The 25,703-nt window shown below is 68.7% G+C and carries 22 protein-coding genes; 14 read left to right on the top strand and 8 right to left on the bottom strand.

Annotated features, from left to right (window positions below):
- Position 1 precedes the first annotated feature (1 nt).
- The 9 genes from uvrC (at position 2) to NF556_RS11490 (ending at position 9,119) form a co-directional block, all read left to right on the top strand.
- Positions 2-1,978, top strand: a complete 1,977-nt coding sequence (uvrC, locus tag NF556_RS11530; protein ID WP_252591083.1) for an excinuclease ABC subunit UvrC — start codon at positions 2-4, stop codon at positions 1,976-1,978.
- 12 nt (positions 1,979-1,990) lie between these two features.
- A complete protein-coding gene (gene rapZ, locus NF556_RS11525; RefSeq protein ID WP_252591082.1) occupies positions 1,991-3,025 on the top strand; it encodes an RNase adapter RapZ in 1,035 nt (344 codons plus the stop codon).
- Entirely contained in the window at positions 3,022-3,969 is a 948-nt protein-coding gene (locus NF556_RS11520; protein WP_252591081.1) for a gluconeogenesis factor YvcK family protein, read from the top strand. Before rapZ ends, NF556_RS11520 begins: the two co-directional genes overlap by 4 nt.
- A 40-nt stretch (positions 3,970-4,009) precedes the next feature.
- Positions 4,010-4,990, top strand: coding sequence for a DNA-binding protein WhiA (gene whiA / locus NF556_RS11515; protein ID WP_252591080.1), 981 nt, complete (start codon positions 4,010-4,012; stop codon positions 4,988-4,990).
- 171 nt (positions 4,991-5,161) lie between these two features.
- Entirely contained in the window at positions 5,162-6,166 is a 1,005-nt protein-coding gene (gene gap, locus NF556_RS11510; protein WP_252591079.1) for a type I glyceraldehyde-3-phosphate dehydrogenase, read from the top strand.
- Between the two features lie 8 nt (positions 6,167-6,174).
- On the top strand, positions 6,175-7,380 hold the full coding sequence (locus NF556_RS11505) for a phosphoglycerate kinase (protein WP_252591078.1): 1,206 nt from the start codon (positions 6,175-6,177) through the stop codon (positions 7,378-7,380).
- Positions 7,380-8,183: a triose-phosphate isomerase gene (tpiA, locus tag NF556_RS11500; RefSeq protein WP_252591077.1), complete on the top strand. Its 804-nt coding sequence runs from the start codon at positions 7,380-7,382 to the stop codon at positions 8,181-8,183. The genes NF556_RS11505 and tpiA overlap by 1 nt, the downstream gene beginning before the upstream one ends.
- Before the next feature lie 131 nt (positions 8,184-8,314).
- Positions 8,315-8,557 (top strand): preprotein translocase subunit SecG, encoded by a 243-nt coding sequence (gene secG / locus NF556_RS11495; RefSeq protein ID WP_252591076.1) that lies wholly within the window; start codon positions 8,315-8,317, stop codon positions 8,555-8,557.
- Between the two features lie 199 nt (positions 8,558-8,756).
- Positions 8,757-9,119: an RNA polymerase-binding protein RbpA gene (locus tag NF556_RS11490; RefSeq protein ID WP_252591075.1), complete on the top strand. Its 363-nt coding sequence runs from the start codon at positions 8,757-8,759 to the stop codon at positions 9,117-9,119.
- Positions 9,120-9,370: 251 nt separating this feature from the next.
- Here the strand turns inward: NF556_RS11490 and pgl are convergent, their stop codons facing one another.
- Genes pgl through tkt form a run of 5 tightly spaced genes read right to left on the bottom strand, consistent with a single transcriptional unit; the run spans position 9,371 to position 17,715 of the window.
- Positions 9,371-11,197 carry a 6-phosphogluconolactonase gene (gene pgl, locus NF556_RS11485; protein ID WP_252591074.1) on the bottom strand — a complete coding sequence of 609 codons (1,827 nt, stop codon included), beginning with the start codon at positions 11,195-11,197 and terminating at the stop codon, positions 9,371-9,373.
- Positions 11,194-12,738 carry a glucose-6-phosphate dehydrogenase gene (zwf, locus tag NF556_RS11480; RefSeq protein WP_252591073.1) on the bottom strand — a complete coding sequence of 515 codons (1,545 nt, stop codon included), beginning with the start codon at positions 12,736-12,738 and terminating at the stop codon, positions 11,194-11,196. Before zwf ends, pgl begins: the two co-directional genes overlap by 4 nt.
- Positions 12,735-14,366 (bottom strand): glucose-6-phosphate isomerase, encoded by a 1,632-nt coding sequence (locus NF556_RS11475; protein ID WP_252591072.1) that lies wholly within the window; start codon positions 14,364-14,366, stop codon positions 12,735-12,737. Before NF556_RS11475 ends, zwf begins: the two co-directional genes overlap by 4 nt.
- Positions 14,363-15,487, bottom strand: a complete 1,125-nt coding sequence (tal, locus tag NF556_RS11470; RefSeq protein WP_252591071.1) for a transaldolase — start codon at positions 15,485-15,487, stop codon at positions 14,363-14,365. Before tal ends, NF556_RS11475 begins: the two co-directional genes overlap by 4 nt.
- Positions 15,488-15,492: 5 nt before the next feature.
- Positions 15,493-17,715 (bottom strand): transketolase, encoded by a 2,223-nt coding sequence (gene tkt / locus NF556_RS11465; RefSeq protein ID WP_252591070.1) that lies wholly within the window; start codon positions 17,713-17,715, stop codon positions 15,493-15,495.
- Between the two features lie 236 nt (positions 17,716-17,951).
- Here tkt and NF556_RS11460 point away from each other — a divergent pair, with 236 nt between their 5' ends.
- A complete protein-coding gene (locus tag NF556_RS11460; protein ID WP_425607038.1) occupies positions 17,952-18,905 on the top strand; it encodes a heme o synthase in 954 nt (317 codons plus the stop codon).
- A 423-nt stretch (positions 18,906-19,328) separates the two neighbouring features.
- On the opposite strand, the gene NF556_RS11455 is transcribed toward NF556_RS11460, so the two are convergent.
- The 3 genes from NF556_RS11455 to NF556_RS11445 form a co-directional block, all read right to left on the bottom strand.
- Complete coding sequence (locus NF556_RS11455; protein WP_252591069.1) at positions 19,329-20,249, bottom strand: COX15/CtaA family protein; 921 nt, start codon at positions 20,247-20,249, stop codon at positions 19,329-19,331.
- Positions 20,250-20,421: 172 nt separating this feature from the next.
- On the bottom strand, positions 20,422-21,210 hold the full coding sequence (locus NF556_RS11450; protein ID WP_252591068.1) for an ABC transporter permease: 789 nt from the start codon (positions 21,208-21,210) through the stop codon (positions 20,422-20,424).
- Positions 21,207-21,911: an ABC transporter ATP-binding protein gene (locus tag NF556_RS11445; RefSeq protein ID WP_425607037.1), complete on the bottom strand. Its 705-nt coding sequence runs from the start codon at positions 21,909-21,911 to the stop codon at positions 21,207-21,209. Before NF556_RS11445 ends, NF556_RS11450 begins: the two co-directional genes overlap by 4 nt.
- A 106-nt stretch (positions 21,912-22,017) precedes the next feature.
- Here NF556_RS11445 and NF556_RS11440 point away from each other — a divergent pair, with 106 nt between their 5' ends.
- From NF556_RS11440 to NF556_RS11425, 4 genes are read left to right on the top strand one after another with little or no spacing between them, the layout of a single operon-like run.
- Positions 22,018-22,731 carry a helix-turn-helix transcriptional regulator gene (locus NF556_RS11440; protein WP_252595784.1) on the top strand — a complete coding sequence of 238 codons (714 nt, stop codon included), beginning with the start codon at positions 22,018-22,020 and terminating at the stop codon, positions 22,729-22,731.
- Positions 22,728-24,149 (top strand): Fe-S cluster assembly protein SufB, encoded by a 1,422-nt coding sequence (gene sufB, locus NF556_RS11435; protein ID WP_252591067.1) that lies wholly within the window; start codon positions 22,728-22,730, stop codon positions 24,147-24,149. The genes NF556_RS11440 and sufB overlap by 4 nt, the downstream gene beginning before the upstream one ends.
- Positions 24,149-25,348: a Fe-S cluster assembly protein SufD gene (sufD, locus tag NF556_RS11430; protein WP_252591066.1), complete on the top strand. Its 1,200-nt coding sequence runs from the start codon at positions 24,149-24,151 to the stop codon at positions 25,346-25,348. Before sufB ends, sufD begins: the two co-directional genes overlap by 1 nt.
- Positions 25,345-25,695: a non-heme iron oxygenase ferredoxin subunit gene (locus tag NF556_RS11425; protein ID WP_252591065.1), complete on the top strand. Its 351-nt coding sequence runs from the start codon at positions 25,345-25,347 to the stop codon at positions 25,693-25,695. The genes sufD and NF556_RS11425 overlap by 4 nt, the downstream gene beginning before the upstream one ends.
- Positions 25,696-25,703: the final 8 nt, after the last annotated feature.

The following is a 25,703-nucleotide window of genomic DNA, read 5'->3' as shown; positions in this document are numbered from 1 at the left end:
CATGGCTGACCCCTCCACCTATCGTCCCCGCCCCGGTGAGATCCCGACCGAGCCGGGTGTCTACCGGTTCCGGGACCAGCACAGCCGGGTGATCTATGTCGGCAAGGCGATCTCGCTGCGCTCCCGGCTCAGTTCCTACTTCCAGGACATCTCGGCCCTGCACCCGCGCACCCGCACCATGGTGCAGACCGGGGCCAGCGTCGAGTGGACCGTCGTGCGCAACGAGGTCGAGGCCCTCCAGCTGGAGTATGCCTGGATCAAGGAGTACGACCCGCGCTTCAACGTCAAGTACCGCGATGACAAGTCCTACCCCTACCTCGCGGTGACGATGGGGGAGGACTTTCCCCGTGCCCAGGTGATGCGCGGAGCCAAGAAGCCGGGCACCCGCTACTTCGGCCCCTACGCCCACGCGTGGGCCATCCGGGAGACCCTGGACCAGTTGCTCCGGGTCTTCCCGGTGCGCACCTGCAGCAAGGGTGTCTTCAAGCGCGCCTCCCAGGTGGGACGGCCCTGTCTGCTGGGGTATATCGACAAGTGCTCCGCCCCGTGCGTCGACCGTGTGTCAGCGCAGGAGCACCGTGAGATCGCCGAGGACTTCTGTGACTTCATGGCCGGCAACACCGGCCGGTTCGTCAAGGACCTCGAGCAGCGGATGCGAGCGGCCAGTGCCGATCTCGACTTCGAGGCGGCGGCCCGGCTGCGCGACGACATCGTGGCCCTGCAGCGTGCGCTGGAGAAGTCTGCGGTCGTCCTGCCGGACGCGACCGACGCCGACGTCTTTGCGCTGGCCGACGACGAGCTCGAGGTCGCCTTCCAGGTCTTCCACGTGCGCGGCGGCAGGGTGCGGGGTCAGCGCGGGTGGGTGAGCGAGAAGGGTGCCGAGGAGATCGCCGATATCGTCGAGCACCTGTTGCAGCAGGTCTATGGCGGGGAGTCGCCTGAGGCTGTGCCACGGGAGGTCCTGGTGCCGGTGGCTCCGACGGGGCGCGGCAACCTGGAGGAGTGGCTCAGCGAGTTGCGGGGGTCACGCGTGCAGATCCGCGTTCCGCAGCGCGGTGACAAGAAAGCGCTGCTGGAGACCGTGGGTCGCAACGCCCATCAGTCCCTCGCGCGGCACAAGGTGGCCCGCTCCGGTGATCTGACGGCCCGCAGCCAGGCGCTGCAGGAACTGCAGGAGGTCCTGGAGCTCGACGAGGCCCCGCTGCGGGTCGAGTCCTTCGACATCAGCCATGTGCAGGGCACCGACGTGGTCGGCTCGATGGTGGTCTTCGAGGACGGGCTGCCCCGCAAGAGCGAATACCGCCGGTTCATCGTCCGCGAGGGCACCGCCGATGACACGGCGGCCATGCACGAGGTGCTCACCCGCCGGTTCCGGCACCTGCTCACCGCCCCGCACGGGGCGCCAGAGGAGACGACCGGGGGCGGGGACGAGGCATCCGCGGGGCCAACGGGCCAGCCCGTCACTCCGGAGGGCAGGCCAGCCCGGTTCGCCTACCCACCCAACCTGGTGGTCGTTGACGGTGGACTGCCGCAGGTCAACGCCGCCGCAGCCGCGCTCAGTGAGGTGGGCGTCAACGACGTGTCGGTGATCGGCCTGGCCAAGAGGCTGGAGGAGATCTGGGTGCCGGGGCAGGACTATCCCGTGATCCTGCCGCGCAGCAGCGAGGGCCTCTATCTGCTCCAGCGGGTGCGTGATGAGGCCCACCGCTTCGCCAACACCTTCCACCGGCAGCGCCGCTCCAAGTCGATGACCGTCTCCCGACTCGACGGCATTCCCGGGCTCGGCCCAGCCCGCCAGAAGGCACTGTTGAAGGCCTTCGGGTCGGTCAAGCGGATCGAGGCCGCCTCGGTCGAGGACCTCGCGGGGGTGTCGGGGATTGGACCGGCCCTCGCCGCGCTGGTGCACGAGCGACTGACAGGTGAGGCGACCACCCGCGCTCCGAGCGTTAACCTGGCCACTGGCGAAGTTTTGGACTGAGGGAGACCCACGATGACCGATCTCGACGCGGACGCGGCGCCGTCCCGGGCCACCGGCGTGACCGTGGATCCCGATGAGCACCAGGAGGGCACGGCAACCCCGGAGGGAGCGCGGGAGCACGTGACACCAGACCGGGCCGCTCCGGAGGATGAGTCCGTCGCTGGGCAGGAGTCGACCGGCGACCACGGGCCGCGCGAGCTGGTCCTGCTGACCGGGATGAGTGGCGCCGGCCGCTCCACCGCGGCCAAGGTCCTGGAGGACCGGGGGTGGTACGTCGTGGACAACCTGCCGCCCAAGATGCTCGTCGACCTGGTCGATGTGATCTCCGACGGGGACAGCCCACCGAAGATTGCGGCGGTCATCGACGTGCGCAGCAGGGACTTCACCACCGAGCTCAGCAAGGGCGTCGAGGCGCTGCGGGCCCGGGGCAGCAGCCCCCGCACCATCTTTGTCGATTCCAGCGACGAGGCGCTCGTGCGGCGCTTCGAGAGTGTCCGCCGGCCCCACCCGCTGCAGGGCGAGGGGCTGCTGCTGGACGGGATCCACAAGGAGCGGCGCATGCTCGGTGACATCCGCTCCAGCGCGGACGTGGTCATCGACACCACGGGCTACAACGTGCACCAGCTGGGTCTCGCCGTTGATGAGTTGCTCAACACCGACGTCACCGTCCGGCTGCGGCTGGCGGTGCTGTCCTTCGGCTTCAAATACGGCATCCCCCTCGACGCCGACATCGTCCTTGACCTGCGTTTCCTGGTCAATCCCTACTGGCAGCCCGAGTTGCGTCCTTTCACCGGTCGGGACGCCCAGGTCCGGGACTTTGTGCTGGGGCAGCAGGGTGTCGACGCCTATCTGGACGCGGTCACCAAGATGCTCAGCGTGGCCATGGACGGCTATCTGTCCGAGGGACGTCGCTATGTCACGGTCGCCGTCGGCTGCACGGGCGGCAAGCACCGCTCCGTGGCGGTCACCGAGGAGCTGGTCAAGCGCCTCGAGGGTCGCTCCGGGGTGGCCATCACCACGTTCCACCGCGACCTGGGGCGCGAGTGAGCGCCCCGCGCGTCGTCGCTCTCGGCGGTGGGCACGGTCTCGCAGCCTCCCTCCAGTCGCTGCGGCACCTGACCGAGGAGATCACGGCCGTCGTCACCGTCGCTGACGACGGAGGCTCCAGCGGTCGCCTGCGCAACGAGTTCGGCATCCTGCCACCGGGCGACCTGCGGATGGCCCTTGCCGCCCTGTGCGAGGACACTGCCTGGGGTCACCAGTGGAGCGCCGTGCTCCAGCACCGCCTCGGCGGCAACGGCGAGCTGGCCGGCCACGCCCTCGGCAACCTGCTCATCATGAGTCTGTGGGAGCTGCTGGACAGTCCCGTCGGCGGACTCGACCTGGTCGGGAAACTGCTCAACACCCGCGGACGGGTGTTGCCCATGTGTGAGGTTCCCCTGGACATCGAGGCAACCGTCGTGGGTGCCGACCCCGCAGCACCGGACGAGATCACGGTCGTGCAGGGACAGTCCCTGGTCGCCAAGACGCCGGGCAGGGTCATCAACGTGCGCATCGTGCCGGAGTCGCCGACCGCGTCGCAGCCGGCGGTCGAGGCCATCAAGCTCGCGGACTGGGTGATCCTGGGGCCCGGTTCCTGGTTCACCTCGGTGATGCCGCACCTGCTGGTCCCCGACATCCAGGAGGCCATCGTGCACACCCCGGCGCGGCGGATCCTGACTCTTAATGTGGGCCTCGACGACGACGAGACCCAGGGCTTCTCGCCCGCCGAGCACGTGGAGGTGCTCTCGGCCCACGCTCCCGACCTCACCCTCGACTTCGTGATCGCCGACCCGGCGGTCGTGCGCAGCGAGGAAAAGGCACTGCGCGAGGTGGCTCAGGGCGTCGGGGCAGAGCTCATTGTCAGTCCAGTGCGTAAGATGCGGAGACCGCGGGAGCACGACACCCTGCGGCTTGCTGCTGCCTATCGGGATGTGATCATCGGTGGCTGACCACGCGCGACGGACGAGCCGGACCGGAAAGGGGGCCACCATGGCGATGACTGCCCGGGTGAAGGACGAGTTGAGCAGACTGCCCGTCACCAAGACCTGCTGCAAGAAGGCAGAGGTCTCCACGATGCTCCGCTTCGCCGGCGGACTGCACATCATTGGCGGCCGCATCGTCATCGAGGCAGAGGTGGACACCGCCCAAGTCGCGCGTCGACTGCGTGCCTTCATGGCCGACGTCTATGGCTCCAGCAGCGAGATGGTCGTGATGGGCCCCGGGGGGTTGCGCAAGGGCACCCGCTATGTCGTCCGCGCCACCTCCGACGGTGAGTCGCTCGCGCGACAGACCGGCCTGATCGATCATCGTGGGCGACCGGTCCGGGGCCTGCCGCCGCGGATCGTGGGTGCCTCCGTGTGCGATGCCGAGGCCGCCTGGCGGGGCGCCTTCCTCGCGCACGGCTCGATCACCGAGCCGGGACGCTCGTCGGCGATGGAGATCACCTGCCCGGGCCCCGAGGCAGCCCTGGCACTGGTGGGTGCCGGTCGCCGGATGAACATCCAGGCCAAGGCACGTGAGGTGCGCGGCGTCGACCGTGTCGTCCTGCGCGACGGGGACGCCATCGGCGCGATGCTCACCCGCCTCGGAGCACACGAGGCAGTGCTGGCGTGGGAGGAGCGCAGGATGCGCCGCGAGGTGCGGGCCACCGCCAACCGGCTGGCAAACTTCGACGACGCCAACCTGCGCCGCTCCGCCCGCGCGGCAGTCGCGGCCGGTGCCCGCGTCGAGCGGGCCCTGGAGATCCTCGGCGAGGAGGCACCAGACCACCTGCGGGTCGCTGGCCTCCTGCGCGTGGAGCACAAGCAGGCATCGCTCGAAGAGCTCGGGGCCCTGGCCGATCCGCCGATGACCAAGGACGCTGTGGCCGGTCGGATCCGCCGGCTCCTGGCGATGGCAGACAAGCGCGCCGAGGACCTTGGCATCGACGGCACCGACGCCGGGCTGACCGCCGAGATGCTCGACGATTGATCGCCCGCCACCCGGCGTGTCCCGGTTGTCCTCTCCGCAGTCCTCCCACTAGCCCTCCCTGTTGTCCGCCCAGTTGTCCTCTGGGGCGCCTCATCCCATAGGTTGGGGGGTGAGAGATTTCACCGTTCACACGCCGGCCCAGGCGCCGGATGACTTTGGGAGGCTGGTCACGTGACTGTTCGCGTAGGCATCAATGGCTTTGGCCGCATCGGCCGCAACTTCGCTCGCGCGGTCCTCGCGTCGGGTGCCGACATCGAGATCGTCGGTGTCAACGACCTGACTGACAACGAGACGCTCGCGCACCTGCTGAAGTACGACTCGATCCTGGGCCGCCTCGGCCAGGAGGTCTCCTCCACCGAGGACGACATCACGGTCGGTGGCAAGACCATCAAGGCGTTCGCCGAGAAGGACCCGTCCGCGCTGCCCTGGGGTGACCTGGGCGCAGACATCGTGATCGAGTCCACCGGCATCTTCACCGACGCCACCAAGGCCAAGGCACACATCGATGGTGGCGCCAAGAAGGTCATCATCTCCGCGCCGGGCAAGAACGAGGACTTCACCGTCGTCCTGGGCGTCAACGATGGCGACTACGACCCCGCGAACCACCACATCATCTCCAACGCCTCCTGCACGACGAACTGTCTCGGCCCGATGGCCAAGGTGATGCACGAGGAGTTCGGCATCGTCAAGGGCCTGATGACCACCATCCACGCCTACACCGCCGACCAGAACCTGCAGGACGGCCCGCACAAGGACCTGCGCCGCGCCCGCGCCGCAGCCCTCAACATCGTGCCGACCACCACCGGCGCGGCCAAGGCCATCGGCCTGGTCATGCCCGAGCTGCAGGGCAAGCTGGACGGCTTCGCGCTGCGTGTCCCGACCCCCACCGGCTCCGCGACCGACCTGACCTTCGAGGCGAGCCGTGAGGTCACCGTCGAGGAGGTCAACGCGGCCGTCAAGAAGCACGCCGAGGGCGACCTCAAGGGCATCCTGCGCTACACCGAGGACCCGATCGTGTCCAAGGACATCGAGGGCGACCCGGCTTCGTGCATCTTCGACGCCGGCCTGACCCGTGTCATCGGCGACCAGGTCAAGATCGTCGGTTGGTACGACAACGAGTGGGGCTACTCCAGCCGCCTGGTGGACCTCACGGCCCTGGTCGGCAGCAAGCTCTGAGCCGCGCCGTGAAGACCATTGCCGATCTCGGTGACCTCTCCGGACGGCGGGTCCTGGTCCGCAGCGACCTCAACGTCCCGCTCGACGACGACGGCACCATCACCGACGACGGGCGTGTGCGAGCCTCGGTGCCCACCATCGCAGACCTCGCCTCCCGGGGGGCACGCGTCATCGTGATGGCCCACCTGGGCCGGCCCAAGGGTGAGCCCGACCCGCAGTTCTCGCTGCGGCCGGTGGCCACCCGCCTCGAGGAGCTCCTTGGTCAGCCGGTCGCCTTCGCCACCGACACGGTGGGGGAGTCGGCTCGCGCTGGCGTGGACGCGCTGGAGGACGGTCAGGTGCTCCTGCTGGAGAACCTGAGGTTCAACGCCGGTGAGACCGCCAAGACGGCAGCTGACCGCCGCGCGTTCACCGAGCAGCTGGCGTCGCTGGCCGATGCCTATGTCAGCGACGGGTTCGGCGTCGTCCACCGTGAGCAGGCCAGCGTCTTCGACATCACCGAGCACCTGCCGTCCGCGGCCGGTGGCCTGGTCGAGTCCGAGGTGAAGGTGCTGCGGCGTCTGACGGAGGACCCAGAGCGGCCGTATGCCGTGGTGCTGGGTGGTGCGAAAGTCTCCGACAAGCTCGGGGTCATCGAGAACCTCCTCGGCAAGGCCGACCGATTGCTCATCGGCGGCGGCATGGTCTTCACCTTCCTGAAGGCCCAGGGCCACGAGGTGGGCAAGAGCCTGCTCGAGGAGGACCAGGTTGACGTGGTCCGTGGCTATCTGAAGACCGCCGAGGAGACCGGGGTCGAGATCGTCCTGCCGACCGACATCGTCGCGGCCACCGAGTTCTCCGCCGACGCCGACCACGATGTGGTGGCGGCCGACGAGATCCCGGCCGACCGCCTGGGCCTGGACATCGGACCCGACGCCGCCCGGCTGTTCGCCGAGAAGCTCGGTGACGCCAAGACGGTCTTCTGGAACGGCCCCATGGGGGCCTTCGAGATGGAGCCGTATGCCGCGGGCACCGAGGCCGTCGCCCGTGCCCTGGTCGACATCACGGCCAACAACCACGCCCTGACAGTGGTCGGCGGGGGAGACAGCGCCGCCGCAGTGCGCCAGTTCGGGCACTCCGACGACGAGTTCGGTCACATTTCGACCGGGGGTGGTGCCTCCCTGGAGTTCCTGGAGGGTGCCACGCTCCCCGGCCTGCAGGTCTTGGAGGACTGATGGCAACGCTCAACGCTGGGCGCACCCCGCTCATGGCGGGCAACTGGAAGATGAACCTGGACCACCTCCAGGCCACGCACCTGGTCCAGAAACTGGACTGGAGCCTGCGGGACGCGAAGCACGACTTCGCCGGGGTTGAGGTCGTCGTGCTGCCACCGTTCACCGACCTGCGCTCCGTGCAGACCCTGGTGCAGGGTGACCGGCTGGAGCTGCGGTATGGCGCGCAGGACCTGTCCCAGCACGACTCGGGCGCCTTCACCGGTGAGATCTCCGGTGCCTTTCTGACCAAGCTGGGGTGCTCCTACGCAGTCGTCGGCCACAGCGAGCGGCGCCAGCTGCACGGTGAGACCGACGACGTGGTGGCGGCCAAGACTCGCGCAGCGATCAAGCACGAGCTGGTGCCGATCGTGTGTGTCGGCGAGCCGCTGGAGGTGCGGCAGGCCGGCGAGCACGTCCCGCACGTGCTCGCCCAGGTCGACGCCGCCCTGGAGGGACTGGACGCTGCCACGGTCAAGGACCTGGTGATCGCCTATGAGCCGGTGTGGGCGATCGGCACCGGTGAGGTCGCGACGCCGGACGACGCCCAGGAGGTGTGTGCTGCCATCCGGACCCGCCTCGCCGAGCTCACCACGGGTGACACCGCCGATGCTGTGCGCATCCTCTACGGCGGGTCGGTCAAGCCCGGCAACGTGGCCTCGATCATGGCGCAGGAGGACGTCGACGGCGCCCTCGTCGGTGGTGCCTCGACCAGCGTCGAGGACTTCGCCAGCATCTGCCGCTATCAGCAACACGTGGGCGGCTGACCCCGAGCAGGCCACCGCCTGCCCATCCTGCTGGGTGTCACCGGCAGGTGGCACCCAGCCAGTGAGTTACCCTGTTATCTGCTCTTGAATCCCGGGCCCGTGTGGCCCGCCCCGACGTGAGGTGTTCGCAAGTGGACTTGGTCCGGATCTTCCTTGATGTGCTGCTCGTGCTGAGCAGCGCGTTCCTGGTCCTGCTGATCCTGATGCACAAGGGCCGGGGTGGCGGACTCTCCGACATGTTCGGTGGCGGCATGTCCTCCAGCCTGGGCGGCTCGACCGTCGCTGAGCGCAACCTCACCCGCATCACCATCGCCGTGTCGGTCATCTGGGCCGCGGCCGTTGTTGGCATCGGCCTGCTGATCCGCTTCGCCTGATCAACAGTTGGGCTGATCCGCTTCGCCAGATCAACAGTTGGTGGGCTGATCCGCTTCGCCTGATCAACAGTTGGTGGGCTGATCCGCTTCGCCTGACTAACAGTGGGTGGGCCGACCCGCCCACCCGCTGATGACCGGCGGTGTCACCGCGGGTTACTCTGCTTCCTCAGGTTCCGTGCAGAGCAGCAGGAGGTCCACCATGGTCGGTGCGAATTCGATCAGGGGCAGCCGGGTTGGTTCCGGTCCGATGGGCGAGGCCGAGCGGGGTGAGTCCGCGCCCCGCATCGAGTTGTCCTACTGGTGTGGCAAGGGCCACGAGACGCGTCCTTCTTTTGCCACGGAGGGCGTGGGAGAAGCCCCGGAGATCTGGGACTGCCCGCGCTGCGGCCTCCCTGCGGGTCAGGACAAGGACCACCCGCCCGAGCCGCCGAAGAACGAGCCCTACAAGACGCACCTGGCCTATGTGAAGGAGCGCCGCTCCGACAAGGCGGGCGCCGAGCTCCTGAAGGAAGCGCTGGGCTCCCTGCGCGAGCGCCGCGGCACCACCGACCGTAACACCTGACGACCGGGCGCATGGTGCACCGGTAATAACCTCGACCGAGCGCACCGTGTGGCGACATCTACCCCGACCGGGCGCATGGTGCACCGGTAATATCCCCGACTGAGCGCACGCGGGGGGAGCACCGCTAGGCGCTTACTGTCCTGTGGAAGTCGTCGCATGCCGTGTCTCCCGCAGGACCAATTTCGCCTAGCGGTGGGGAGCCGAGGGCACCTGTCCTGGCCACCGCCCAGCGGTCAGCTGCCAGCCGGAGGTCAGTCGCCCGCTGCCGCCTCGTCAAGCCACCACACGGTCTCCCGGGTGCCGCGCACCCAGGAGGCGGGCAGGTGCGGGTCGTCGCGGGCGTCTCGAGCTGCGGCCACGGCCTCGGCCTTGTCGGCACCGGCGACGACGAGCCACACGCGCTCCGCGGCATTTATCGCGGGCACGGTGAGGGACAGGCGCAGTGGCGGTGGCTTGGGTGAGGCAGTGACCAGGACCGTGGTGCGGTCGGTCACCGTGACCTCGCTCCGGTCCGGGAACAGCGAGGCGACGTGCGCATCGGGACCCACGCCGAGCAGGACCACGTCGAACCGGGGCGCGTGCTCTCCCTCGATGGCGTGAGCGGCCAACTCGCTGGCCCACTCGGCAACCGCCGCGGGCAACTCATCCTCGGAGGATCCGGCCGGTGCTGGATGGATGTTCGCGGAGGGAACAGGCAGCCGCTCCAGTCCGGCGTCGCGGGCCTGCTGGTCGTTACGGTCCTGATGACCCTGCGGGACGAAACGCTCGTCACCCCACCAGATGTGCACCTTGCTCCAGGTGGCCTTGGGCAGGTGGGCCGAGGCCAGAGCGGTGACCGTGCGCGCGCCCATGGACCCGCCGGTGAGGACCAGGTGGGCCGTGCCGCGCAGGGCCACCGCGTCCTTGAGCGCAGAGGCGATCGCGGCGGCCACGTCGGCAGCCAGGGCGTCGGGGTCAGCAGCGGTGCGGACCTCGCCCGCGGAGACCTCGGCCAACTCCTCCTCCACCCGCTGCTGGAGCTGTTTGGCGGGGGGAGCGGACTCCTTGGGCGACCGCCGTTTGAGCGAGCGAGAGGACATCGAGGGCGTCGAGCTCGAGGGCACGTCGGCCGGGCCGGGCGCAATGTCACCGGCGCGAGCAGCGTTGGCGGCCCCCTTGGAGCGCCGGGTGACCTGGGGCAGCCCCTCGGTCAGGGCCGCGGCATAGATCTCGTCAGCATCGAGTCGGCGCAACTCGGCCGCCAAGCACTCGGCCGGGGAGGGGATGCTCAACGGGACCTCGCGCACGGGTCGACCGGGCTGGCTCAGCGTCGACAACCCCTCGCGGGCCCGGACCAGATCGATCGGGCCGTCCTCGCGGTCCATCCGGATGCTGACGATGCCGCTGCCCGCTGCGCTGTTGACACGCTGCACCGGCACGTCAAGGGCGTGGGCCAGCCACCCCGCGATGAGGTCCGCGCTGGGCTCACCGGCCTCGGCGACGACCACGGCGGACTGCACCGCAGCAAAGGGTGCCTCGTCGAGGGCAGCGGCCAGCAGACCGCGCCACCGGGTGATGCGCGTCCAGGACAGATCGGTGTCGCCCTCGGCGTAGGTCTTGGCCCGGCGCTTGAGCTGGGTCGACGGTTTGGCGCACGCCCCGGCGTCCGTGATGCGCCGACGGGCGATCGCGCCGAGGGCGCTGGTGGCCACGTCGGTCGGTGGCTCTCCTGGCCACCAGGCGACGATGGGGGAGTCCGGCAGCAGCAGTGGTGTCACCACGGAGGCACCGTGGTCGGCCATCTCGCCGAACAACCGCAGGATGACGATCTCGCTGGCCCCCGCGTCGCCACCCACCCGGATCTGGGCGTCGAGGCGACTGGCGCCGCGCCGGTTGGCTCGCACGACGGCCAGGATGCGCGCCGGGTGCTGACGCGTGGCGTCGTTGGCCACCTCGAGCGCGGCGTCGGCCTCATCCTCGTCGGTGATCAGCAGCAGGGTCAGGACACGGCCCATGGCCATCGCGCCGACGGCGTGCCGCAGAGCGACCAGACGTTTGCTGATCTCAGTCGTCGTGGTGCTGGGCAGATCGACGATCACGGCAGTCTCCACTCGCGCCCGTCCCGGCGCATCAGCTCATCGGCGGACTCGGGGCCCCAGGTGCCAGCAGGATAGGCGCCGGGCACCACCTTGTTCTCGGCCCAGTAGTTGATCACGGGGTCGAGGATCTTCCAGGACAACTCGACCTCCTCGTGTCGTGGGAACAGGGGAGGATCGCCCAGGAGCACGTCAAGGATCAACCGCTCATAGGCCTCAGGGCTGGACTCGGTGAAGGAGGCGCCATAGCCGAAGTCCATCGTGACGTCGCGCACCTCCATCTGGCTGCCCGGCACCTTGGAGCCGAAGCGCATCGTGATGCCCTCGTCGGGCTGCACCCGGATCACGATTGCGTTCTGGCCCAGCTCCTCGGTGGCGGTGCTGCTGAACGGGAGGTGCGGGGCACGCTTGAACACCACGGCGATCTCCGTGACGCGCTTGCCCAGTCGCTTGCCGGCCCGCAGATAGAACGGAACCCCCGCCCAGCGGCGCGTGTCCACCTCGAGCTTGATCGCGGCATACGTCTCGGTGAGGGAGTCGGCGGCGACGCCGTCCTCCTTCAGATAGCCCTGGGCGAGTTCACTGCCCTGCCAGCCCTTGGCATACTGCCCGCGGGAGGTTGCCGCACCCAGGTCCTGGGGGAGGCGCGCCGAGGCGAGCACCTTGAGCTTCTCGGTGCGCACGGACTGGGCGGTGAAGTCGATTGGCTCCTCCATCGCAGTCAGGGCGAGCAGCTGGAGCAGGTGGTTCTGGATGACGTCCTTGGCGGCACCGACCGTGTCGTAATAGCCCGCGCGACCGCCGATGCCGATGTCCTCGGCCATCGTGATCTGCACGTGGTCGACATAGTTGCTGTTCCAGATCGGCTCGAACATCTGGTTGGCGAACCGCAGCGCCAACAGGTTTTGCACCGTCTCCTTGCCGAGGTAGTGGTCGATCCGGAAGACCGAGTCGGGCGGGAAGACGTCCTCCACGATCTTGTTGAGCTCCTGGGCGCTGGCCAGGTCGTGCCCGAACGGCTTCTCGATGACCACGCGCCGCCAACTGCCCGGGATCGGGTCGCTCAGCCCGGAGGCCCGCAGGTGCTCGCAGACGGTCGCGAAGTAGGTCGGCGGGATGGACAGGTAGAACGCGTGGTTGCCGCCGGTGCCACGCTCCTCGTCCAACTCACGGACCGTGTTGGCCAGGACCTCGTAGGCATCCGCGTCGTCGAAGTTGCCCGGGACGAAGCGGAAGCCCTCGGCCAGACTGCGCCACACATCCTCGCGGAACGGAGTCCGGGCATGGGCACGCACCGAGTCGTGCACGACCTTGCCGAAATCCTGCTGCTGCCAGTCACGGCGGGCAAACCCGACGAGGGAGAACCCTGCCGGCAGCAGACCCCGGTTGGCCAGGTCATAGATCGCCGGCATCAACTTCTTGCGCGCGAGGTCTCCGGTGACACCGAACATCACCATGCTGCACGGCCCGGCGATCCGGGGGAGTCGCTTGTCGTCGGGATGACGCAGGGGGTTGCGGTGGGCGGTGACCTCCACTGGACTCACTGGCGACCCAGCACCTCTCGCAGTTGGGTGAGACCAGCCTCCTGGTCGGTCAGGTGCAGACGCAACACCGGGCGACCGGCATCGGCCAGCACCTGGGCGTCACCGGCAGCCTGGGCCGCGATGAAGGTGCCCAGCGTGAACTCCTGCCCCGGCACCTCGACGTCCTCGACGGGCGTGCCGGTCACCTGGAGATAGGCACCGACGGCGGGACCGCCCTTGTGGAACTGTCCGGTGGAGTGCAGGAAGCGTGGCCCCCACCCGAAGGTGACGGGACGCCCGGTGCGGGCCTCCAACGCACCGCGCACGGCAGCGAGGTCGGCGTGGGCCAACCGGTCGAGATAGACCATCACTGCCAGGTAGCCGCGCTCGGGGTCCAGCGTCGCCAGGAGGGTGTCCACGGACGCCTCGAGCGAGTCGGCGGAGCCGCTCAGACTCAGCGCGGTCCCGGTGGTGCGGATCTCCACGGCGTCGTCCGTGCCGAGCGCGGGCTCGGCCGTCTCGGACGGGTTGGCCATCAGGTCACGGGCGGCGTTCTTGGCGCTCTCCACGTCCGGCTGGTCGAACGGGTTGATGCCCAGCAGGCGGCCGGCCACAGCGGTGGCCACCTCCCACAACAGCAGCTGGGCACCGAGGGTCCCGGCCACGTTGACCTGGGAGGGGACGGCCTCGGTCGGACCGGCCTCGTCGTCATCAGCGGTCAGGGCGATCACCGAGGCATCGGGCGCTGTGGCGACCTGTTCGGACGCGCCGTCGGACCCGACGACCACCGGCAGCAGACCGGTGCCCTCCTTGCCGGTGCTCTCGGCGATGAGCTGCTCGGCCCAGTCGGCGAACCCCACGATGGGAGTGCCCCGGTCGGTCAGCAGCAGCTTGTCCCGCAGCGGCGAGGTGCCACCCAGCGCAGCGCCCAGGCGCAGACCCGGGTTGGCGGCGTCGTCCTCGGCGAGCAGGTCAGCGACCACCTCGGCCTCATCGAGCAGTGCACCGATGTCGACCCCGGCCAGGCCCGAGGGCACCAGTCCGAAGGCGGTCAGCGCGGAATAGCGGCCGCCGACGTCGGGGTCGGCGTTGATGACGCGATAGCCGTCGGCGCGCGACTGCTTGTCCATCGCGCTGCCCGGGTCGGTGACGATGACGATCCGCTCGGTCGGGTCGATCCCGGCGTCCTGGAAGGCCTTGATGAAGATGCGTCGCTGGGAGTCGGTCTCGACCGTTGAGCCCGACTTGGAGGACACCACCACGGCCGTGCCCGCGAGGTCATCCTCCACACAGGAACGCACCATGTCGGGGTCGGAGGAGTCCACGACCACGAGCTCGACGCCCGCCGTCGCACAGATCACCTCTGGAGCCAGCGAGGAGCCGCCCATCCCGCACAGGGCGATGCGGTGCACCCCGCGCTCCCTGAGCTGCTCGCGCAGCGCCGAGACCTCGCCGACCAGCGGCCGGGAGGTGCGGTGCAGACTGGTCCAGGCCAGGCGGATCGCCGACTCGGACTCCGCGTCAGGGCCCCACAGCGTGGCGTCCTGAGCGAAGAGTCGCGAGGCGACCTTGTCCTCGACGAGGGTGGGCAGATGGGCCTCGACGGCGTCGGCTGCGGCGCCGAGTGCCTCGACGGACAGCGCGCTCACTTGCTCTCGCCGGCCAGCCGGTCAAGCTCGCCCTGCACGGAGCCGAGCAGGTCGCCCCAGGACTTCACGAACTTGTCGACGCCCTCGGTCTCCAGGGTCTCGACCACCTGCGCATAGCTGACCCCAACGGTCTCCAGACGGTCCAGGACCGCCTGGGACTCGGCATACGTCCCGGTGATCGTGTCCCCGGTGATCTGGGAGTGGTCCGCCGCGGACTCCATCGTGGCGTGCGGCATGGTGTTGACGGTGTTGGCTGCCACCAGACCGTCGACATACATCGTGTCGGAGTAGTCCGGGTTCTTCACACCGGTGGAGGCCCACAGCGGTCGCTGGGCGTGGGCGCCGTCGTCGGCGAGGTTCTGCCAACGGGGCGTGCCGAAGACCTCCTCGTAGGCCTGGTAGGCCAGCCGGGCGTTGGCCAGGCCAGCCTGACCGCGCAGGGCGAGCGCCTCGTCAGTGCCGATCGCGTCGAGCTGCTTGTCGACCTCGCTGTCCACGCGCGAGACGAAGAACGAGGCGACCGAGTGGATGGTCGACAGGTCGTGGCCAGCCTCACGAGCCTGCTCCAGGCCGGTGAGGAAGGCGTTCATGACGCCGCGGTAGCGGTCCAGGGAGAAGATCAGCGTGACGTTGACGCTGATGCCCTGAGCCAGGACCTGGCTGATCGCGGGCAGACCCTCCAGGGTGGCGGGGATCTTGATCAGCACGTTGGGGCGGTCGACCGCGGCCCACAGCTTCTTGGCCATCTCCACGGTGGCATCGGTGTCGTCCTCGAGGCGGGGGTCGACCTCGATGGAGACCCGGCCGTCGACACCGTTGGTGGCGTCAAAGACCGGCCGCAGCACGTCGCAGGCGTTGCGCACGTCCTCGGTGGTCAGCTCGAACACCGCGGCGTCGACGTCGGCCCCGGCTGCCACGAGCTCCTTCACCTGGTCGGTGTAGGCCTCCCCGTCGGAGAGGGCGTTGGCAAAGATGGTCGGGTTGGTGGTCACGCCGACCACGTGGCGGGTGTCGATGAGCTGCTGGAGCTCACCCTCGGTGATCATCGCCCGGTTGAGGTCGTCCAGCCAGATCGAGACGCCAGCAGCGGACAGGGCGGCGAGGGGGGTGGTGTCGTTCATCGTGATCACTTCTCCTGGGTGGATGCGGGAACGTCGCCGATGGTGCGCTGGCCCTCGGCAGGCTCGGACGGTGTGTTGCGTGCGGGTGCTTCGTTGCCGGCGGCTGCGGCGATCGACTCCTGAGCGGCGGCCGCAACGGCCTCGGCGGTGATCCCGAACTCGCGATAGAGCGTCTCGTAGTCGGCGGAGGCACCGAAGTGCTCCAGGCTGATCATGCGTCCTGCGTCGCCGACCAGCTCGCGCCAGCCCTGGGCGACGCCGGCCTCCACGCTGACACGGGCCCGCACGGCGGGGGGCAGCACCTCGTCGCGGTAGGCCTGGTCCTGTCCGTCGAACCACTCCCGGCACGGCATGGACACGACGCGGGCCCGCACACCCTGATCGGCGAGTTGCTCGCGGGCCTGGACGGCCAGCTGCACCTCGGAGCCGGTGCCCATGAGGATCACGTCGGGCTCGCCGCCCTCGGCGTCGACCAGGACATAGCCGCCCTTGGCCGTCAGGTCGGCCGAGGCAAACTCGGAGCGGTCGAAGGTCGGCACGTTCTGACGGGTCAGCGCCATCGCCATCGGGTGGTCATGGATCTGCAGCGCCGTGCGCCACGCGACGGAAGTCTCGTTGGCGTCGGCCGGTCGGATCACGTCCAGACCCGGGATGGCGCGCAGCGCGGCGAGGTGCTCGACCGGCTGGTGCGTGGGTCCGTCCTCACCCAGGCCGATGGAGTCGTGCGTCCAGACATAGACGACGGGGAGCTGCTGGATCGAGGCCAGGCGGACGGCCGGGCGCATGTAGTCGGAGAACACCAGGAAGGTCCCGCCGTAGGGTCGGGTCAGCCCCTCCAGCGCGATGCCGGACAGGATCATGCCCATGCCGTTCTCGCGGATGCCGAAGTGCAGGGTGCGCCCAAACTCGTTGCCCGAGAACATGTCCGTGGACTTGTTGGCCGGGACAAAGCTCGGCTCGCCCTTCATGGTGGTGTTGTTGGAGCCGGCGAGGTCGGCTGATCCGCCCCACAGCTCGGGCATCACACCGGCGAGGGCGTTGAGCACCTCGCCGGACGCAGCGCGGGTCGCCTTGCCCTTCTCGTCGGCCTCGAAGGTCGGGAAGGCGTCCTCGAACCCCGCTGGGGTCTCCTTGGCGAGCAGCCGGTCCAGGAGCGTGGCGCGGTCGCCGTTGGCGTCGCGCCAAGCGTTGTATGCCGTGTCCCACTCCGCGTGAGCGGCCTGTCCGCGGTCAATCACCTTGCGAGCGTGTCCCAGGACATCGGCGTCGTCGGGGAAGCTCACCTCGGGATCAAAACCGAGCAGCCTCTTGGTCGCGGCGACCTCGTCATCTCCCAGGGCGGACCCGTGGGAGGCACCGGTGTCCTGCTTGGTGGGGGCAGGCCAGGCGATGATCGTGCGCAGCAGCACGAGCGTCGGTTTGTCCGACTGCTTGCTGCGCTCGAGGGCGGCATAGAGAGCGTCCACGTCCTCGGTGTAGGCACCCCCGGCGCGCCAGTCGATCGTCTCGGTGTTCCACCCGTAGGACTCGTAGCGCTTGGCCACGTCCTCGGAGAAGGAGATGTCGGTGTCGTCCTCGATGGAGATGAAGTTCTGGTCGTAGATGAGCGTCAGGTTGCCCAGCTCCTGGTGTCCCGCAAACGAGGAGGCCTCAGAGGCAACGCCCTCCATGATGTCCCCGTCCGAGGCCAGCACCCAGATGTGGTGGTCAAAGGGCGAGGTGCCGGGGGCGGCGTCCGGGTCGAGGAGACCGCGCTGACGGCGCTGGGCGGCGGCCATGCCGACGGCGGTCGCCAGGCCCGACCCCAGCGGGCCAGTGGTGAGCTCGACACCCGTGGTGTGGTGCACCTCGGGGTGGCCGGGAGTCAGGCTGCCCCAGGTGCGCAGTGCCTGCAGGTCACTGATCTCCAGGCCGTAACCGTTGAGATAGAGCTGGACATACTGCGTCAGGCTGGAGTGGCCACACGACAGCACGAAGCGGTCACGGCCCAGCCAGTCCGGGTCGCTCGGGTCGTGCTTCATGACGTTCTGATAGAGCAGGTAGGCGACCGGGGCGAGGCTCATCGCGGTGCCGGGGTGCCCGTTGCCGACCTTCTGGACGGCGTCGGCGGCCAGGAGGCGCGCCGTGTCGACGGCGCGCACGTCGAGATCGGTCCAGCCGACCTCGCTCGCCACGGGAGCGGTGAGGCTCGCGTCCCGCTGGGGGGTGTCCTTGGTGGTCTCGTTCACGGGGCACTCCTGAGTTCTCGACGGGCGGTGCGGGAGAGCACCATCAAGACCCGACCTTAGTCCGGTCCATGCGTCGGTGCACGGTCCACCCCGCCGTCCCCCGGGGTTGGGTGTGAGAGGCGCCACCACCGGGCGATGCGGTGCCCGCTCGGGTCCTTCGGAGGGCTACGATGCTCAGTGGAACGGACCCCACGCACTGGTGTGTCCGCATACTCCCGCGACAGTGATAGGACGCCGTGACCACTCTCGACCGCTCGACAGGGACAACGCCTGCTGCTGTGGACCGCGGGTGGCGCCAGGTGGTCCTGGACTACATCGCCCTCACCAAGCCGCGCATCATCGAGCTGCTGCTGGTGACGACGTTCCCGGTCATGTTTCTCGCCGAGCGCGGCATCCCCTCGCTCTGGCTCGTGGTCGCCACGCTGATCGGCGGCACCCTGGCCGCGGCCTCGGCCAACACGCTCAACTGTTATCTCGACCGCGACATCGACGCCAAGATGCACCGCACCGAGAACCGGCCCCTGGTCACCGGCGTCATCACACCGCGTGCCGCGCTGATCTTTGGCGGCGTGCTCGGCGCGATCGCCACGCTCTGGCTCGGGCTGTTCGTCAACTGGTTGTCTGCCTGGTTGGGGCTCGGCGCCATCGTGCTCTACATCGGCTTCTACACCGTCCTGCTCAAGCGCCGCACCAGCCAGAACATCGTGTGGGGTGGCGTCGCGGGCTGCATGCCGGTGCTCATCGGCTGGTCGGCTGTCACCAACTCGCTGGCCTGGCCCGCGCTGGTGCTCTTCATGGTCATCTTCTTCTGGACGCCGCCGCACTACTGGCCGCTGTCCATGCGGTTCAAGGAGGACTATGCAGCAGCCGGCGTGCCGATGCTGCCGGTGGTCGCGCAGGACGTCGCGGTCGCGCGCAAGGTCGTCATCTATTCGTGGGCCACGGTCATCACCTCGTTGGTGTTGATCCCTGTGGCGCCGATGGGGTGGATCTACACCGGCACGGCCCTGGTCTCCGGTGTCGTCTTCCTGGTCGAGGCGCACCGCCTGCAGACCAAGGCCAAGGCGGGCGAGGTCGGCAACAAACTGGGCGCCATGCGGTTGTTCCACTTCTCCATCAGCTATCTGACGCTGCTCTTCATCGGCGTGGCCGTCGACCCGTTGGTCTTCATCGCGCTCCCCGCATTTTGATACAGGTTTCGTACGCCGCCCCCGCATCTTGATAGAGGTTTCGTACGTCGGCCCGCATTTTGATAAAGGTCTCGCACGGTCCATCAGCCCGCATCTCCGTAGCGATCTCCCCGTTCACGCCCATCCAATATCGGCGTCGCGTGCCCTGCCCGGCGCGATCTCGTCAGCCGATTGCCGTTCCTGCCGTATTGCTCGCACTATCCGCGCGGCCCGGACTGTGCCCGGCACGTGTTGCCGAACTGGGGCCGGAGCACAGGACACGCCGCAACGATGTGGGCACCGTGCAGGACACGCGCGAGGCAGGGGAACGACGCACGCGCAGAAGACAGGCACCAGCGCAGCGCTGTGCGGCCTCAGGCGCAGTTAGGCGGAGCAGGCTTGGTGGGTGCCCCCGTCAGGGGGAGCGGGTCGCCTCAGGTGCCGTCAGGCGGAGAGCGTCTGCTCCGCCGGGGCAGGGTCCACCCTCGCTGGGTCGCGAGCCCACAGCGTCAACAGCCCGCCGGTGACAGTGACCGTCAACGCGGCCGCGCCGAGCATGTGCAGGAGGACCAGGATCTCGGGGAGGCCGGTCAGGTATTGCGTGTAGCCGATGACGCCCTGGCCCAGTGAGACCAGCAGGACCGCACCCCACCAACCACGGGACCGCGCGGCACCCGCGATCAAGCTCGTGGCGACGACCATGGCCACCACCAGGCCCATAAACAACATCACCGCATCAGCGTGCAGCCACGAGATCGTGCGGGGATCAAAGCCGAACCGGGCCGGCTCCTCGGCGTCACCTGAGTGTGGGCCGGAGCCGGTCACGACCGTGCCGAGCACCAGGACGACGGCCAGCACGGCGCCGGTCGCCAGGCCCAGTTGCCGGACGATCAACGGCACGACGGGGCGCGCGGGGACGTCGGGCTCGCGCTCGCGCAGGACCAGCGCGGTGCTGAGCACGATGAGGGTCATCGACACCAGGAAGTGCGCCATCACGGTGGTGGGGTGCAGCCCGGTCAGGACCGTGATGCCACCGAGGACCCCCTGCCCGATCGTGATGCCGAGGATGCCCAGGGCCAGCCCCATCATCGGCTTGCGGTCCCTGGCCCAGCGCCACACGGCCCAGATAGTGAGCAGGGCGACGAAGCCGACGACCATGCTCAGCAGTCGGTTGCCGAACTCAATGAAGGGGTGGAACGTGATCGCGTCGTGGATCACGGGCGTGAACGATCCCGTCTCGCAGCGCGGCCACGTCGGGCACCCCAGCCCGCTCCCGGACAGGCGGACCAGACCGCCGGTCACGACGATCAGGACCTGGAGGACGAGGTTGGTGATAAGGGTCCGGCGGAGCCAGGGGGAGGTCACGGGCACCTCCTCATGGTAGTTCGGGCAGGGCTGACGGTTGTGACCCCCTGACTCGGGATCACGCAGGCCGCCGTCGGTCGGCGTACGAAACCTGTATCAAAAGGCGGGGCGGGCGTACGAAACCTTTATCAAAAGGCGGGGCGGGCGTACGAAACCATTATATTTTTGCGGGTCAGTCGGACCAGCGCAGGTGCCGCACGGCCAGGGCCGAGGCGAGCCCGGTCCACACCAGCAGGACCACGATCTCCGCCAGCGGGAAGCCACCGTCGACGAGGGCGATGCGCATCCCGTCGCCCAGCGCGGAGGACGGCAGGAAACTGACGACCGTGTCCCAGGGGGCGGGATATCGAGCAGCTGAGATCAGGACACCGCCGAGCGCTGCCAGCAGGATCCACAGCAGGTTGGCCAGGGCGAGCACGCCCTCGGCCCGCAGGGTGCCGCCGATCAGCGCGGCGAGGGAGGCGAAGGCCAGCACGCCGGCCACGGTCACCAGCAGAGCGCCGGGGATCCCGGCTGCCTGAGGGCTCCACCCGAGGAAGGCCGCGATGACGCCGAGCACGACAAACTGGACGGCGAGCACGGCGAGGACCGAGACCGCCTTGGCCAGCAGCAGACCGCCGCGGCCCAGGGGAGTGGTGCCGAGCATGCGCAGCACGCCATAGCGTCGCTCGAAGCCCAGCAGGATGGCCTGTCCGGTGAAGGCGGTCGAGATGACCGCGAGCGCGAGCACACCGGCCGTGGCCACGTCGATCCGCTCCCCGTCCCCGAGAGACGGCGCGTCGGTGAGGGCGAGACCGACGAGCGCCATGAGGGGCAGGACGATGCTGACGAGCAGTTGCTCGCCGTGGCTGAGCAGACCGCGCGCCTCGAAGCCTGCCTGGGCCAGGATGCGACGCGCCGTGGGTGCGGCCCGCACATCGCTCGGCTCGGCCACCCGGTCGGTGGGCAGGGGACCGGTCATGGCGTCTCCCTCCTGTCGGTGAGCGCGAAGTATGCCGACTCGAGGGTCTCCCCGCCCGCCACCTGGGCGGGGGTCCCCTCGGCGACGGTGCGCCCCCGGGCCATGATCACCAGGTGGTCAGCGAGGCGCTCGGCCTCCTCGAAGGAGTGTGTCGTCACCACGACCGTGGCGCCCTCCCGTGCGGTGCGGGCGATGAGCTCCCACACCGTCCGCCGCACATGCGGATCCAGACCTGCCGTGGGCTCGTCCAGGAAGAGCACGTCGGGGCGTCCCACCAGCGCGGCGGCCAGGGCGACGCGTTGTCGTTGTCCGCCGGAGAGTCGTCGCACCGTGGTGCCAGCAAAATCATTGATGTCCAGCTCGGTGACCAGGGCCTCCACGTCCGCAGGGGCGGCATAGAACCTGGCGAGGTGGTGCAGGAGGGCAAGAGGCTTGACGGATTGGGGGAGTCCGCCGTCCTGCAACATGACGCCCACCCTGGCCCGGTGTTCGGCGCTGGCGCGCCAGGGGTCGGTGCCCAGCACCTCGACGGTCCCGCTGTCGGCGTGCTGGAGGCCCTCGGCGATCTCCACGGTGGTCGTCTTGCCCGCACCGTTGGGGCCTAGCAGACAGGTGACCTGACCTGGCTGTGCTGTCCACTCGACGCCGTCGAGGGCCTGGACCCGGCCGAAGGCACGGGTCAACTGGTGGACGCGGATCACGAGGGCAGAGCCTATGCGACGCGGCTGGCTCTCCCGTGAGGGGAATGAGGTTAGGAGGTCCTTCGTTGGACCTGACGTGGATATAGGTCACACTGGCATGGTGTTTATGGCTGACGGCACCGCTGAGTCCCGGACGCGAGACCGCGTCCGCAGGACGATCGGCGAGCGCGGTCCCATTTCTGCCCGTGACCTGGCCGAGTTGCTGGGTCTGACCCCCGCCGCCGTGCGTCGCCACCTGGATGCCCTCGAGGAGGGCGATCTGATCGCCGAGCACGAGGCCGCCCCCGGCCCCCGCGGCCGTGGCCGCCCCGCGCGCAGTTTCGTGCTGACCGCCCATGGGCAGTCGCAGATGTCCAACACCTACGACGATGTGGCCACCGCCGCCCTGAAGTTCCTGGCCGAGCACTCCGGCGAGTCTGCCGTCGAGGAGTTCGCCGAGGAGCAGATCCATGAGTTGGAGCAGCGCCTGCGGACCGCGGTCGATGAGGCCGGGGACGACCTGATCGCCCGGATCGACGCCCTCTCCGAGGCGCTGTCGGCCGAGGGCTTCGCCGCCTCGACACGCCCGGTCGCGCAGGGCACTGGTCTGGCTGGCATCCAGTTGTGCCAGGGTCATTGTCCGGTGCGCAACGTGGCCACCGAGTTCCGTCAGTTCTGTGACGCCGAGACCGAGGCCATCTCGCGGCTCCTCGGCGTCCACGTGCAGCGTCTGGCCACCCTGGCCGGCGGCGAGCACGTCTGCACCACCTACATTCCCACCGGCGCCCTCACCGAGGGTCCGGTTGTCGTCGAGTCCCCTGAAGGAAGGTCTATGCGATGAGCACAAACATCGAAGAGCTCAACCCGGGTCTGAAAGACCTAGGCACCTACGAATACGGCTGGTCGGACAGTGACGCTGCCGGCTCCGTGGCCAAGCGTGGACTGGACGAGGGCGTCGTGCGCGGCATCTCCGAGCTCAAGAACGAGCCGGCCTGGATGCTCGAGCAGCGCGTCAAGGCCCTGAAGTTGTTCGACAAGAAGCCCATGCCGACCTGGGGCAGTGACCTGTCCGGCATCGACTTCCAGAACATCAAGTACTTCGTGCGCTCCACGGAGAAGCAGGCCACCAGCTGGGAGGACCTGCCCGAGGACATCAAGAACACCTACGACCGCCTGGGCATCCCGGAGGCCGAGAAGCAGCGCCTGGTCGCTGGCGTCGCCGCACAGTACGAGTCCGAGGTCGTCTACCACCAGATCCGCGAGGACCTGGAGGAGCAGGGCGTCCTGTTCCTGGACACCGACACCGCGCTGCGTGAGCACGAGGACCTGTTCCGCGAGTACTTCGGCTCGGTGATCCCCTCCGGCGACAACAAGTTCTCCGCCCTCAACACCTCCGTCTGGTCCGGTGGCTCCTTCGTCTACGTCCCCCCGGGCGTGCACGTCGAGATCCCGCTGCAGGCCTACTTCCGGATCAACACCGAGAACATGGGTCAGTTCGAGCGGACCCTGATCATCGCCGACGAGGGCTCCTCGGTGCACTACGTCGAGGGTTGCACCGCCCCGATCTACCAGTCCGACAGCCTGCACAGCGCGGTCGTGGAGATCATCGTGAAGAAGAACGCCAGCGTGCGTTACACGACGATCCAGAACTGGTCCAACAACGTCTACAACCTGGTCACCAAGCGCGCGACCTGCGCCGAGGGCGCCACCATGGAGTGGGTCGACGGCAACATCGGCTCCAAGGTCACCATGAAGTACCCCGCCGTCTTCCTGCTCGGCGAGCACTCCAAGGGTGAGACCCTGTCCGTCGCCTTCGCCGGTGAGGGACAGCACCAGGACGCCGGCTCCAAGATGGTGCACGCCGCCCCCAACACCTCCTCGACCATCGTCTCCAAGTCGGTGGCCCGCGGTGGTGGCCGCACGTCATACCGTGGCCTGGTCCAGGTGCTCGAGGGTGCGAAGAACAGCCGCTCCAGCGTCGTCTGCGACGCCCTGCTGGTCGACCAGATCTCCCGCTCGGACACCTACCCCTACAACGACATCCGCGAGGACGACGTGCAGATGGCCCACGAGGCCACCGTGTCGAAGGTCTCCGAGAACCAGCTGTTCTACCTGATGTCCCGTGGCATGAGCGAGACCGAGGCGATGGCGATGATCGTCCGTGGCTTCGTCGAGCCGATCGCCCGAGAGCTGCCGATGGAGTATGCCCTCGAACTCAACCGTCTCATCGAGCTTCAGATGGAAGGAGCCGTCGGCTGATGACCCTGCTCACCGACAAGCCCACCGATCACGTTGACCCGCAGAGCACCGTCGGGGCGGCCCCGGAGGAGTCCCGGGCCGCGCGCCTGACCTCCTTCGAGGTCAGCGACTTCCCGGTGCCCAACGGGCGCGAGGAGGAGTGGCGCTTCACCCCCGTGGACCGCCTGGGCGGCGTCTTCGCCGACGAGGCCGACGACGTCCGCGGCGAGGACCACCCGGCCGACTACGACGTGTCCGGTGTCCTGGACATGGTCAGCACGCTGGCGCAGGGTCAGGCGCCGCGTGGCACCGTCCTGGTGCCCGGCGACCGCGGTGCGGTCGTCGCCTCGGCCAACACCGACGAGGCGCTGCACCTGAAGATCGAGGCCGAGAAGGAGTATGCCGAGCCGCTGCGGATCAACGTCCACGGCAACGGCGCGGGGCGCCTGTCCAGTGCGCACTACGTGATCGAGGCCGGTCACCACAGCAAGGCCCTGCTCATCCTGGACCACACCGGATCCGCGGACCACCGGGGCAACCTGGAGGTCATCGTCGGGGACGGTGCCGACCTGACGGTCGTTACGCTGCAGCGCTGGGAGGACGACGCGATCCACCTGGGCCAGCACGATGCCTCGGTCGGTCGCGACGGCAAGTACAAGCACATCGCGGTCAGCCTCGGCGGCTCGATCGTGCGGGTCAACTCCAACGTGCGCTACGACGGCCCGGGCGGAGAGGCCACCCTGCTGGGTGTCTACTTCGCCGACGCCGGCCAGCACCTCGAGCACCGTTCGTTCGTGGACCACAACGCCCCGCACACCAACTCCCTGGTCACCTACAAGGGTGCGCTGCAGGGCGACGGTGCGCACACGGTCTGGGTCGGCGACGTGCTGATCCGCAAGGAGGCCGAGGGCATTGACACCTACGAGTTGAACCGCAACCTGGTGCTGACCGACGGTGCCCGCGCCGACTCGGTGCCCAACCTCGAGATCGAGACCGGTGAGATCGCCGGAGCCGGCCACGCCAGCTCCACCGGCCGGTTCGACGACGAGCAGCTCTTCTATCTGATGTCCCGCGGCATCGACGAAACGAACGCCCGCCGGCTGGTGGTGCGCGGCTTCTTCGCCGACATCATCGCCAAGATCGGCGTGCCCGAGGTCGTGGACACCCTGATGGCGGCCATCGAGGAGGAGCTCGCGGCCGACATGGGGGCGACTGCATGACCGAGCCCGTCCAGACCGATGACACGGGACAGTTGTCCTTTGTCAAGGTCTGCACCCTGGCCGACCTGCCCGAGGTGGGTGCGGTCCAGGCCAGCTTTGACGGACGCCTGGTCGCGATCGCCCGTGACTCCAGTGGCGAGGTGCATGCGTTCGACGACACGTGCACCCACGCCAACGTCTCCCTCTCAGAGGGGGACCTGGACGGCGGCACCATCGAGTGCTGGCTGCACGGCTCGCGCTTCGACATGACCAGCGGGGAGCCCACTGGCCTGCCCGCAACCCAGCCCATCGCCATACACACCGTGAAGATCGAGGGCGAGGACGTTCACGTCGCCCTCCAATCCTGATTCTGGGC

This window comes from Ornithinimicrobium faecis, from assembly GCF_023923225.1.
GTDB lineage: Bacteria > Actinomycetota > Actinomycetes > Actinomycetales > Dermatophilaceae > Ornithinicoccus > Ornithinicoccus faecis.
The sequence above is the reverse complement of the archived record's forward strand: the minus strand, read 5'-3'. Positions and strand labels throughout refer to the sequence as shown.

Bases quoted from the DNA above. Each gene is read 5' to 3' on its own strand.
- uvrC (WP_252591083.1), top strand. From the start codon at position 2: ATGGCTGACCCCTCCACCTATCGTCCCCGCCCCGGTGAGATCCCGACC.
- rapZ (WP_252591082.1), top strand. From the start codon at position 1,991: ATGACCGATCTCGACGCGGACGCGGCGCCGTCCCGGGCCACCGGCGTG.
- whiA (WP_252591080.1), top strand. From the start codon at position 4,010: ATGGCGATGACTGCCCGGGTGAAGGACGAGTTGAGCAGACTGCCCGTC.
- tpiA (WP_252591077.1), top strand. From the start codon at position 7,380: ATGGCAACGCTCAACGCTGGGCGCACCCCGCTCATGGCGGGCAACTGG.
- NF556_RS11490 (WP_252591075.1), top strand. From the start codon at position 8,757: ATGGTCGGTGCGAATTCGATCAGGGGCAGCCGGGTTGGTTCCGGTCCG.
- tal (WP_252591071.1), bottom strand. From the start codon at position 15,487: ATGAACGACACCACCCCCCTCGCCGCCCTGTCCGCTGCTGGCGTCTCG.
- NF556_RS11450 (WP_252591068.1), bottom strand. From the start codon at position 21,210: ATGACCGGTCCCCTGCCCACCGACCGGGTGGCCGAGCCGAGCGATGTG.
- NF556_RS11440 (WP_252595784.1), top strand. From the start codon at position 22,018: ATGGCTGACGGCACCGCTGAGTCCCGGACGCGAGACCGCGTCCGCAGG.
- sufB (WP_252591067.1), top strand. From the start codon at position 22,728: ATGAGCACAAACATCGAAGAGCTCAACCCGGGTCTGAAAGACCTAGGC.
- sufD (WP_252591066.1), top strand. From the start codon at position 24,149: ATGACCCTGCTCACCGACAAGCCCACCGATCACGTTGACCCGCAGAGC.
- NF556_RS11425 (WP_252591065.1), top strand. From the start codon at position 25,345: ATGACCGAGCCCGTCCAGACCGATGACACGGGACAGTTGTCCTTTGTC.